The sequence below is a fragment of the Streptomyces sp. NPDC046122 genome (genome assembly GCF_056429965.1).
Map to the genome: position 1 here is coordinate 107587 of NZ_JBWKLQ010000007.1, position 11534 is coordinate 119120.

The window sequence follows — 11534 nt, forward strand, 5'->3', positions numbered from 1 at the left end:
GGGGGGGGGGGGGGGGGGGGGGGGGGGGGGGGGGGGGGGGGGGGGAGGGGGGGGGGGGGGGGGGGGGGGGGGGGGGGGGGGGGGGGGGGGGGGGGGTTGTTGTTTTTGGTGGGGGTTTCCCCCCCCCCCGCCACAGTCACCCGTCCGTGGACACCGGCGGCGGTGTCCCCGGTTGTAGGCCCGTCAGCCGCCCGAGCGCCTTCACCCGGCCGCCGGCCGCCGACCGCCCGGAATCCCGGCCGCCGGCCGCCGTACCGCCCCCGCTCCGCCCGTCAACCGCGGGCCCGTGCGGTCAGCGGCGGCGGGCGAAGTCCGCCGCCGCCAGCAGCGCCGTGTCCGGGTTGTCGGAGAAGATCCCGTCGATGCCCTGCTCGAAGTACACCCGGAAGGCGCCGAAGGCGTCCCCGTACGCCGCCGGGTCGGTGCCGCGCCGGAAGTCGGCGGGCAGGAAGCTGTTCTCGTTGCGCATGGTGTACGGGTGCAGGACCAGGCCCCGCGCGTGCGCGTCCCGTACCAGCGTCGTCGGCGTCCCCAGCCGGCCCGAGGCGTCCCTGGGGATGACGAGGTCGAGGGTGGGGCCGATGCCCTGGGCGAAGCCGGCGATCCACTTCAGGCCGTCCGGCGTGACGAGGTCGGCGACGGTGCGGGGGTCACCCGCCACCTGGAAGTCCCAGGGACGGGTCTGGGGGCCCGAGAGCAGCACGATGCGCGGCGCCGCGACGAGTTCGCCGAGACGCCGCATGCTGCTGGGCTCGAAGGACTGGAGGAAGTTCGGCGCGTTCTTCCGGTGGCGGCCGAACGCGCGCAGCAGGTCGGCGAGGGGCTCTTCGAGGCCGAGGCCACGCTCGCGGAAGTACGTGGGGTGCTTGGTCTCGATGTGGAGCCAGATCCGCCGGCCCCTGGCGCGGCCCTCCCGCTCGGCCCAGCGGAGCACCTCTTCGAAGGTGGGTATCGTCCAGCGGCCGTCGTACAGGGTGTTCTCCTGCCGGGTGCCCGGGATGCGCTCCTTGGCGCGCAGCGTCTTGAGCTCGGCCAGCGTGAAGTCCTCCGTGAACCAGCCGGTCAGCGACACACCGTCGACGGACTTGGTCGTTCTGCGGGAGGCGAACTCCGGGTGCGCCGCCACGTCCGTGGTGCCGGTGATGTCGTTCTCGTGGCGGCAGACGAGGTGCCCGTCCTTGGTCGGGACGAGGTCCTGCTCGATGACGTGCGCGCCCATGTCGAGCGCGAGCTGGTAGGACCCGATGGTGTGCTCCGGGCGGTAACCGCTGGCGCCGCGGTGCGCCACGACGGTCGGTACGGGAAGATCGCGGTACGAACCGTGATCCCTGGGCGGGGCGGCGCTCGCCGTACCCGGCAGCCCGAGGGTGACGCCGCCCGCCCCGAGCACGGCCGCGCCGAGAACCGTGCGGCGCCCGGGGTTCGTCTGTCCGCCCTGTGTCATGAACGCTCCTTCTGATGAAATGTCCCGCACCTGCCAAGAATCGAGGGCCTGATCGTAGGCGTCTACGCCTTACGTGGACGAGGCTCTGGACAGAACGCAGTGGAAACACACGTCAACACTGCGTATCGAAGTGATGAACCCGATGTGCGATCAGCGGGAACCCGCGAGTATCGTCCTCACCTGCACAGACTTCATACAGAACAGGCCGCCGAGCCCCACCCGGCCACGACACCGGAGGAACCGTTGTCCCGTCTCGCGCTCATCAAGGCAGTGCTCGGACCGATCCTGCGCCTGATGTTCCGCCCACAGGTGGAGGGCGCCCAGAACATTCCCGGGACCGGTCCGGTCATCCTGGCGGGCAATCACCTGACGTTCATCGACTCGATGATCATGCCGATCTGCTGCGACCGGCAGGTGTACTACATCGGCAAGGACGAGTACGTCACCGGCAAGGGGCTGAAGGGCCGGCTGATGGCCTGGTTCTTCACCAGCTGCGGCATGATCCCGGTGGACCGCGACGGCGGCCGCGGCGGTGTCGCGGCGCTGATGACCGGCCGCCGGGTGCTGGAAGAGGGCAAGATCTTCTCGATCTACCCGGAGGGCACCCGCTCCCCCGACGGCCGCCTGTACCGGGGCCGCACGGGCATCGCCCGCCTGACGCTGATGACCGGCGCGCCGGTGGTGCCCTTCGCGATGATCGGCACGGACAAGCTCCAGCCGGGCGGCGCGGGTCTGCCGCGCCCCGGCAAGGTGACCGTGCGCTTCGGTGAGCCGATGGAGTTCTCGCGCTACGAGGGCATGGACCGCGACCGCTACGTCCTGCGCGCCGTGACGGACTCGGTCATGGCCGAGGTCATGCGGCTGTCCGGCCAGGAGTACGTCGACATGTACGCGACCAAGGCGAAGGCGGCCTGAGCGCGGCCGCCCGGGGCGGCGGCACAAGCGGGGCCCGGGGGCCGGTCACCGAAGGGTGACCGGCCCCCTCCGCGTACGCCGCCGGAACAGCGCCCCGCCTCGGGACACCTCCGGCCGCCCGAGCCGCCGTCGTGGCGGCCTCGGCGGCCCGCGTCTCAGGGGATGTCGTCGACGATGCCCTTCGCCAGTTTCTGGCCGCGCAGCATGAACCACGCGGCGACCGCTGTCGCGAACAGCACCACGGAGCCCACCCACGCGCCCGCCTGGAAGCCGTCGGTGAAGGCGTCCTGCGCCGCCGCGACGAGCGAGGCGGCCTGGTCGGGCGGGAGGGACTCGGACGCCTCCACGGCTCCGCCGAGGGATTCGTGAGCGGCGTCCGCCACGTCGGGGGGCGTTCCTGCGGGCACGGGGAAGCTGCGGTAGATGCCCGTCACGATCGAGCCGAGCAGCGCGATGCCGAGTGCCGCGCCCAGTTCGTACGCCGTCTCGGAGACGGCCGAAGCGGCTCCCGCCTGTTCCTTGGGGACGCTGGAGAGGATGACGTCCGCCGTCACGGTGAAGGCCAGGCCCGCCCCGATGCCACCGACGACCATGGCCGCGACGAGCATCGGCACGCCCGTGTCGGCCGTGACGACGGTGCAGGTCAGCAGGCCGAGTCCGAGTGCGAACAGGCCGCCGGTCACCGCGCTGCGGACCGACACCCTGCGCGCCACGTAACCGGCCGCGAGACCGGCGGCCACCGCCCCGGCCGCCGCGGGCAGTTCGATGAGACCCGATTCCAGGGGGCTGCGCTCCTGGACGAGTTGCAGGAACTGCGAGAGGAAGAAGACCAGGCCGGAGAGGCCGAGGATGGTCAGGAGGTCTGCGAGGACCGCGCCGGAGAACCCCCGGTGGTGGAAGAGCCGTATGTCCAGCAGGGGCGAGGGAAGGGTGAGCTGGCGCCGAACGAACCAGAAGAGCGCCCCCAGCCCGGCCAGCCCCGTGAGCCCGATCCCCCAGGCGAGGCCGTGCGCCGCCGCCTCCTTGACGGCGTATACGAAGCTGACGATGCCGACTAGGGAGAGCCCGACGCTGAGCAGGTCCCAGGGGCCCGGCGACGGGTCCTTGGACTCGGGCAGCAGTTTGCTGCCGACGACGACGAGGATCAGCATCACCGGCACGTTGATGAGGAAGACCGACCCCCACCAGAAGTTCTCCAGGAGGAAGCCGCCGACGACCGGGCCGACGGCCGCTCCGGCCGAGGCCGCCGCGCCCCAGACGCCGATGGCGAAGCTGCGTTCCTCGGCGTTGTGGAAGATGTTGCGGATCAGCGCGAGGGTGGACGGCATCAGCGTCGCACCGGCCACGCCGAGCAGCGCGCGGGCGAGGATCATCATCTCGGGGCTGCTGGCGTAGGCGTTCAGGACGGAGACCGCCCCGAACGCGACCGCGCCGCTGAGCAGCAGTTTCTTTCGGCCGATCCGGTCGCCGAGGCTGCCCATCGAGACGAGCAGACCGGCGATGACGAACGAGTAGATGTCGCCGATCCACAGCAGCTGGGTGCCCGACGGCTGAAGGTCCTCGCTCAGGAAGGGCGTCGCCAGGCCGAGGACGGTCGCGTCGATGGCGACCAGCAGCACGGCCAGCACGAGGACGCCGAGGGCAAGCCAGCGGCCGGGATGGTGGACGGCGTTGCGCGCCATCTGGTGCCGGCCGCTACTGGTCATTGCTCCACGTTCCGACGTGCTCCGCCGAGCAGCAACTCGACGATCATGTACTGGAAGTCCTTGGCCGCGACCCGTCCGTCCTGGACGGCCCACGCGCCGGTGCCGATGAGCCCGTACAGCGCCTCGGTCAGCCAGGCGGGGGTGAGGTCGATCCGGAACTCGCCCTGCTGCTGTCCGCGCCGGAAGTGCGCGGAGACCCGCGCGTCCAGACGGCCCCATCCCTCGTTGACGTGGGCGCCCTCGAAGAGCTGGTTCTCGGTGACGAGGAAGGCGAGCAGACCGGCGGCCGGCTCGACCTCGGCGACCAGGCGGCGCAGCCCCTCCTCGGCGGATCCCTCGTCGAGCCGGGCGGCGTCGAGCGCCGCTTCGAACTCGCGGATGCCGAGTTCTTCGAGCGCCTTGACCAGGGCGTCCCGGCCGGCGAAGTGGCGATGCAGGGTGGCACGGCCGATGCCGGCCGACTTCGCGACCTCGTCCATGGTCGCGGTCGCCTTGCGGGAGAGGAGGGCGGCCGCGGTGCGGAGCACCTGCTCGCGATCGACAGTCATGAGACAACGATAACCCGAATGAGACAACAATGTCTCGCATCACCGTGGGTGCGCGGCCCGTCCAACCGGCGTTCGCGCGGCCGGTCCGGTCAGCTCCAGGGCAGTTCCGCGCGCCGCTTCCAGTACGCCGCGGGCTCCTCCGCCAGCTCGGCGAGGCGGGCCAGCTGCCCCTCGTCGAGGTCCACCACGGCCGCGTGCAGGTTCGACGACAGCTGGACCGCGGTCGCCGCGCCCGACAGGACGACACCGGCCCAGGGCAGCCGCAGGATCACCGCCATGGCGACGGCGTCGCACGTGGCGCCCGTCTCCTCGGCGACGGCCCGCAGGGCGGGCGGCGCGGCGGGGCCGGCGAGCCTGCCATTGGCCAGGGACTCCTTCACGATCACGGTGAGCCCCGCGTCGTGGGCCTCGGCCAGCGCCGCGGCGGCAGACGGCTCCAGCAGGTTGTACGTGGCCTGAACCGTACGGAACAGCGGTTCGCCGTCCACCGTCACGGCGAGCGCGGCCCGCACGGCCTGCGCCTGACCGGGGCCGCTCGTGGAGACGCCGACCGTGACGCCACCGGCGGCGTACTCCGCCAGCAGCGCGTGGAGCGCGGGGTCGGTGAGCGCCGGACTGTCGGGGGTGACGGAGTGGATCTGGTACAGGTCGAGCCGCTCGCCCAGCAGCTCGCGGGTCTCGGCCCGCTGCCGCTCGAACGCCTCCACGCTGTGGTCCTTGACCTCGTGGACCTCCGCGTCGGTGCGCCAGTCGCCGGTGTACGCGTAACCCCACTTGCTGCCGATCACGACGTCCCGGACCTCGGGCCTGGCGCTCAGCCACCGCGCGAGGAACTCCTCGGCGCGGCCGTAGGACCGGGCGACGTCGAAATACCGGACGCCCTGCGCGTAGGCGGCGTCCAGCAGTTCGTGGGCGCGCTCGCGCAGGGCGCCGGGGGTGCGGCCGCCGGGCAGGTCACGGTCCCGGTCGGGCGTGATGTACGCCGGACGGCCGACGGCCGCGAGGCCGAGTCCGAAGTGGGCGGTGGCAGTGGTCGCCGCCGACAGCCGGGCGAACGGCATCGTGGCCTCCCCGCGGGTTCGGTCGAGTACGGTCCCTCACTACCGTACTCAACCGGACCGCGTCGTTCAGTTCTTGGCGTTGGCCCAGGCGTGCTGCTTCGCCAGGTCGTCCTTCACCTCGGCGAGCTGGACCGCGACCGCCGAGGGGGCGGTGCCGCCGCGCCCGTCACGCGAGGCGAGGGCGCCGGCCACGTTCAGGACCGTACGCACCTCGGGGGTCAGGTGCGGGGAGATCTTGGCGAACTGCTCGTCGGTGAGCCGGTCCAGCTCGATGCCGTGCTGCTCGCACTCCTTGACGCACTCGCCGGCGACCTCGTGCGCCACCCGGAACGGCACGCCCTGCTTGACCAGCCACTCCGCGATGTCGGTGGCGAGCGAGAAGCCGGCCGGCGCCAGCTCCTCCATGCGCTCGCGGTTGACGGTGAGGGTGGCCATCATGCCGGTGAACGCGGGCAGCAGGACCTCCAGCGTGTCGCAGGAGTCGAAGACGGGCTCCTTGTCCTCCTGAAGGTCGCGGTTGTACGCGAGGGGCAGCGCCTTCAGGGTCGCCATCAGGCCGGTGAGGTTGCCGATGAGCCGGCCGGACTTGCCGCGCGCCAGCTCCGCGATGTCCGGGTTCTTCTTCTGCGGCATGATCGAGGAGCCGGTGGAGAAGGCGTCGTGGAGGGTGACGAAGGAGAACTCCTTCGTGTTCCAGATGATGATCTCCTCGGCGATCCGGGAGAGGTTGACGCCGATCATCGCGGTGATGAACGCGAACTCGGCGACGAAGTCGCGCGAGGCCGTGCCGTCGATCGAGTTGGCGGCGGAGCCGTGCTCGAAGCCGAGGTCGGCGGCGACCGCCTCCGGGTCGAGGCCGAGCGACGAGCCCGCCAGCGCGCCCGATCCGTACGGCGAGACGGCGGTGCGCTCGTCCCACTGCCGCAGCCGCTCGGCGTCCCGGGAGAAGGACTGGACGTGGGCCAGGACATGGTGGGCGAAGAGCACCGGCTGGGCGTGCTGGAGGTGAGTACGGCCGGGCATGGAGACGTCCGGGTGCGCCTCGGCGAGGCCGACGAGGGCGTCCTGGAGCTCGGCGAGCAGACCGCCGATGACACGGGCGTGGTCGCGCAGGTACATCCGGAAGAGCGTGGCGACCTGGTCGTTGCGGGACCGGCCGGCGCGCAGCTTGCCGCCGAGGTCGGCGCCGAGCCGCTCCAGAAGCCCGCGCTCCAGGGCGGTGTGGACGTCCTCGTCGGCGATGGTGCCGACGAAGGAGCCGTCGGCGACGTCGGCCTCCAGCTGGTCGAGGCCGGCCTGCATGCGGTCGAGTTCGTCCTGGGTGAGCAGCCCCGCCTTGTGCAGCACGCGTGCGTGGGCGCGGGATCCGGCAATGTCGTAGGGGGCCAGACGCCAGTCGAAGTGGACGGACGCGGACAGCTTGGCCAGGGCCTCGGCAGGACCGTCGGCGAAGCGGCCGCCCCAGAGCCGGACGTCACCGTTGTTGCTGCTCACAGCTACTGCTCCTCAAGGGTGGGGATGTGCGACCGCCTCCCCGCCGCTGAGGACGTGGGAGGCGGCTGGCGAACGAGTCTCGGCTACGCCAGGTCACGCTTGGCGGCGATCTTCGACGACAGGCCGAAGATCTCGATGAAGCCCTGCGCCTTGGACTGGTCGAACGTGTCTCCCGAGTCGTACGTCGCCAGGTTGAAGTCGTACAGCGACTCGTCGGACTTCCGGCCGGTGACGACGGCGCGGCCGCCGTGCAGGGTCATCCGGATGTCGCCGGTCACGTGCTGGTTGGCCTCGTTGATGAAGCCGTCCAGGGCGCGCTTGAGCGGGGAGAACCACAGACCGTCGTAGACCATCTCGCCCCAGCGCTGCTCGACCTGCCGCTTGTAGCGGGCCAGCTCGCGCTCGACGGTGACGTTCTCCAGCTCCTGGTGGGCGGTGATCAGCGCGATCGCGCCCGGGGCCTCGTACACCTCACGGGACTTGATGCCGACCAGCCGGTCCTCGACCATGTCGATCCGGCCGACGCCCTGGGCTCCTGCGCGCTCGTTGAGCTGCTGGATCGCCTGGAGGACGGTGACGGGCTTGCCGTCGAGCGCGACCGGGACGCCCTCCTTGAAGGAGATGACGACCTCGTCGGCCTCGCGCGGGAGCGCCGGGTTCGAGGTGTACTCGTAGATGTCCTCGATCGGGGCGTTCCAGATGTCCTCCAGGAAGCCCGTCTCGACCGCGCGCCCGAAGACGTTCTGGTCGATGGAGTACGGGGACTTCTTGGTGGTCGCGATCGGGAGGTTCTTCTCCTCGCAGAAGGCGATCGCCTTGTCCCGGGTCATCGCGTAGTCGCGGACCGGGGCGATGCACTTCAGGTCGGGACCGAGCGCGGAGATGCCGGCCTCGAAGCGGACCTGGTCGTTGCCCTTGCCGGTGCAGCCGTGGGCGACGATCGAGGCGCCGTGCTTGTTGGCGGCGGCGACGAGGTGCTTGACGATGGTCGGCCGCGAGAGGGCGGAGACCAGCGGGTAGCGGTCCATGTAGAGGGCGTTGGCCTTGATCGCCGGGAGGCAGTACTCCTCGGCGAACTCGTCCTTGGCGTCCGCGACCTCGGCCTCGACGGCACCGCAGGCGAGCGCGCGCTTGCGGATGACGTCCAGGTCCTCGCCGCCCTGGCCGACGTCCACGGCAACGGCGATGACCTCGGCGCCCGTCTCCTCGGCGATCCAGCCGATGGCGACGGAGGTGTCCAGGCCGCCCGAGTAGGCGAGTACGACGCGCTCGGTCACGGGTTTCTCCTTACGATGCATGCGGTGATGGGTATAAGTATGCACTCCACCGTATGTTTCGTCAACGCGCCCGCCGGCCGGCGCGGAAGCCGCCCGAATGCCCCGCGCCGGCGGGCGGCGGGCCCTTCGTCCGCCGAAGGTGGGAGGAACGCTGTCGCGAACCGTAAGGAGCCGTGGAACCCATGACGCGACCGAAGATCCTCGTGGTGGGCGCGGGATTCGCCGGTGTCGAGTGCCTCCAGCGGCTGGAGCGCAGGCTGGCCCCTCGCGAGGCCGAGCTGGTGCTCGTGTCGCCGTCCGACTACCAGCTGTACCTGCCGCTGCTGCCGCACGTGGCGGCCGGGGTGCTCACTCCGCAGTCGGTCGCCGTGTCGCTGCGCCGCAGGCTGCGCCGTACGCGGATCTGCCCGGGCGGGGCGATCGGCATCGACGCCGGGGCCAAGGTGTGCGTGGTCAGGAAGGTCACCGGCGAGGTGGTCGCGGAGCCGTACGACCAGCTCGTCCTTGCGGCCGGGAGCACCACCCGCACCTTCGACATCCCCGGTCTGCGCGATCACGGGCGCGGCATGAAGTCGCTGGCCGAGGCGGCGTACCTGCGCGACCACGTCATCGCGCAGCTGGACATCGCCGCCGCCACGACGGACGAGGCGGAGCGCGCCGCACGGCTGCAGTTCGTGGTGGTCGGCGGCGGGTACGCCGGCACCGAGACGGCCGCCTACCTGCAACGCCTCACCTCCGCCGCCGTCCAGCGCTATCCGCGTCTGGACCGCGCGCAGATCCGGTGGCACCTGGTGGACGTGGCCCCGCGCCTCCTTCCCGAACTGGGCGAGAAGCTGGGCGAGAAGGCGATGGCCACCCTGCGCCACCGGGGCATCGAGTTCTCCCTGGGCACCTCGGTCGCCTCGGTCGACGCGACGTCGGTGAAGCTCACCGACGGCCGCACGCTGCCCTCGCACACCCTGATCTGGACCGCCGGCGTCTCCGCGAGTCCCCTGGTGGCGACGCTGGGGGCGGAGACGGTACGCGGCCGTCTCGCCGCCACGCCGCAGCTGACCGTCCCCGGCTTCGACGGGCTGTTCGCGGCGGGCGACGCGGCCGCCGTACCTGACCTGGCGAAGGGCGGCGACGCCGTGTGCCCGCCGACCGCCCAGCACGCCCAGCGTCAGGGCAAGGCCCTCGCGGACAACATCATGGCCCGGCTGCGCGGCGCCCCGCTGAAGCCGTACGTCCACAAGGACCTGGGCCTGGTCGTGGACCTCGGCGGCGTCGACGCGGTCTCCAAGCCGCTGGGCCTGGAACTGCACGGCCTGCCCGCGCAGGCCGTGGCCCGCGGGTACCACCTGCTGGCGCTGCCGACGGTGACCGCGAGGACCCGCGTCATGACGAACTGGACGCTCAACGCCGTGGCGGGCGACGACTTCGTCCGCACGGACTTCCAGTCCCGCAGGCCGGGCACCCTCCAGGACTTCGAGAACTCCTCTTCCTACCTGACGCCGGACCAGGTGCGCGAACACAGCCGGCCGCTGACCGCCAGACACTGAAAGGCGCCGGATCCCACCCGCGCGCGACGGCGGTGCGGGCGCGCGACGGCAGCTCTTCCCCCGACCGCGGAGGCCCACCGGTGCACCTACTGCTGCCCGTCCTGTTCGCGCTGGGCGCGGCGCTCAGCAACGCCCTGGCGACGGTGCTGCAGCGCAAGGCCGCGCTGAGCGTGCCCCGTTCCGAGGGACTGCGTGCCGGTCTGCTGCTGGATCTGATGCGGCGGCCCGTATGGCTGGCGGGCATCCTCGCGGTGATCGCGGCCGGGGTGTGCCAGGCCGTGGCCCTGGCCACCGGACCGCTGACGATCGTTCAGCCGCTCTTCGTCCTCGAACTGCCCTTCGCGCTGGTCATCGCGTCCGTGGTGATGCACCGGGGTCTGCCGGGCCGGGGCTGGGCGGCCGTCGCGGCCGTCGTGGTGGGCCTCGGCGTCGCTCTCGCCGCCGCGTCGCCCTCGGGCAACCGCACCGACGTCCCACCGGACCGGTGGGTCGTGGCACTCGCCGTCTGCGCGGGGGCGGTGGCCGCGCTCACCCTGGCGGCCCTGCGGCGCCCCGAGGGCCGGGCCCGCGCGGCCTGCTTCGGGGCGGGCACGGCCATCAGTTACGCGCTGACGGCGGCGCTGATGAAGGAGTCGATGCACACCCTGGACGACCACGGGGCGGTGGCGTTCCTGACCGCCTGGCAGACGTACGGGTTCGCGGCGGCCGGTGTGTGCGCCCTCTTCCTCCTGCAGAACGCCATGCAGGCCGGGCCGCTGGTCGCGTCGCAGCCGGCCCTCACCCTCGGCGACGCCACGGTGAGCCTGGCGCTCGGCATCTTCCTGTACGAGGAGCACGTCCGTACGGGCTGGTGGCTGCTGCCCGAACTGCTCGGCGTCGCCCTGGTGGCGGCGGGAGTGGTCGCGCTCGCCCGCGTCCCCCTCACCATGACGCTGATAGCCCCCGAGGACGCCCCGGCGCGGGCCGCTCCCTAACCGGCCCGCGCCCCGGCGGGCGCCGGCGCTAGCGGTCGTTCTGGGCCAGGCGCAGCAGGTGGTCGGCCAGCGCCTGGCCGCCCGCCGGGTCGCGGCTGATCAGGAGCAGAGTGTCGTCGCCCGCGATGGTGCCGAGGATGGCGTTCAGCTCGGCCTGGTCGATGGCCGAGGCCAGGAACTGGGCGGCCCCCGGCGGCGTACGCAGGACGACGAGGTTGGCCGACGCCTCGGCGGAGATGAGCAGTTCCCCGGAGAGGCGACGCATCCGCTCCTCCTTGGCGGACTCCCCCAGCGGCGCGTGCGGGGTGCGGAAGCCGCCCTCGCTGGGCACGGCGTAGATCAGCTCGCCGCCCGTGTTGCGGATCTTCACCGCGCCCAGCTCGTCGAGGTCGCGGGAGAGCGTCGCCTGGGTGACGCTCAGCCCGTCGTCGGCGAGGAGCTTCGCCAGCTGGCTCTGCGAGCGCACCGGAGCCCGGTTCAGGATGTCCACGATCCGGCGGTGCCTGGCGGTGCGGGTCTGCGGTACGGCAGGGCCGCCGTGCTCGTTGTCCTGCGCCTGCGCCTCGGTCATCGG

At 72.0% G+C, this 11534-nt stretch carries 10 protein-coding genes; 3 read left to right on the forward strand and 7 right to left on the reverse strand.

Features of this window, described 5'->3' with window-relative positions:
• Positions 1-292: 292 nt before the first annotated feature.
• Complete coding sequence (locus AC07FK_RS20265) at positions 293-1444, reverse strand: glycerophosphodiester phosphodiesterase (RefSeq protein WP_479106289.1); 1152 nt, start codon at positions 1442-1444, stop codon at positions 293-295.
• A 243-nt stretch (positions 1445-1687) separates the two neighbouring features.
• Here AC07FK_RS20265 and AC07FK_RS20270 point away from each other — a divergent pair, with 243 nt between their 5' ends.
• Positions 1688-2359, forward strand: a complete 672-nt coding sequence (locus AC07FK_RS20270; protein ID WP_069929641.1) for a lysophospholipid acyltransferase family protein — start codon at positions 1688-1690, stop codon at positions 2357-2359.
• A 155-nt stretch (positions 2360-2514) separates the two neighbouring features.
• Here AC07FK_RS20270 and AC07FK_RS20275 read toward each other — a convergent pair whose 3' ends face one another.
• The 5 genes from AC07FK_RS20275 to AC07FK_RS20295 all read right to left on the reverse strand — a co-directional run bounded on the left by AC07FK_RS20275 (position 2515) and on the right by AC07FK_RS20295 (position 8445).
• Entirely contained in the window at positions 2515-4065 is a 1551-nt protein-coding gene (locus AC07FK_RS20275; protein WP_479106290.1) for an MFS transporter, read from the reverse strand.
• Entirely contained in the window at positions 4062-4613 is a 552-nt protein-coding gene (locus AC07FK_RS20280; protein WP_479106291.1) for a TetR/AcrR family transcriptional regulator, read from the reverse strand. The genes AC07FK_RS20275 and AC07FK_RS20280 overlap by 4 nt, the downstream gene beginning before the upstream one ends.
• Before the next feature lie 89 nt (positions 4614-4702).
• Complete coding sequence (locus AC07FK_RS20285; RefSeq protein ID WP_479106292.1) at positions 4703-5674, reverse strand: aldo/keto reductase; 972 nt, start codon at positions 5672-5674, stop codon at positions 4703-4705.
• A 66-nt stretch (positions 5675-5740) separates the two neighbouring features.
• Positions 5741-7168 (reverse strand): argininosuccinate lyase, encoded by a 1428-nt coding sequence (argH, locus tag AC07FK_RS20290; protein ID WP_479106293.1) that lies wholly within the window; start codon positions 7166-7168, stop codon positions 5741-5743.
• 83 nt (positions 7169-7251) lie between these two features.
• Entirely contained in the window at positions 7252-8445 is a 1194-nt protein-coding gene (locus AC07FK_RS20295) for an argininosuccinate synthase (protein ID WP_479106294.1), read from the reverse strand.
• Positions 8446-8627: 182 nt separating this feature from the next.
• On the opposite strand from AC07FK_RS20295, the gene AC07FK_RS20300 reads away from it, so the two are divergent.
• Positions 8628-9986: an NAD(P)/FAD-dependent oxidoreductase gene (locus tag AC07FK_RS20300; protein ID WP_479106295.1), complete on the forward strand. Its 1359-nt coding sequence runs from the start codon at positions 8628-8630 to the stop codon at positions 9984-9986.
• An 80-nt stretch (positions 9987-10066) separates the two neighbouring features.
• Positions 10067-10960, forward strand: a complete 894-nt coding sequence (locus tag AC07FK_RS20305; RefSeq protein ID WP_479106296.1) for a DMT family transporter — start codon at positions 10067-10069, stop codon at positions 10958-10960.
• Between the two features lie 28 nt (positions 10961-10988).
• Here AC07FK_RS20305 and AC07FK_RS20310 read toward each other — a convergent pair whose 3' ends face one another.
• Entirely contained in the window at positions 10989-11531 is a 543-nt protein-coding gene (locus AC07FK_RS20310; protein ID WP_138895349.1) for an arginine repressor, read from the reverse strand.
• Positions 11532-11534 lie beyond the last annotated feature (3 nt).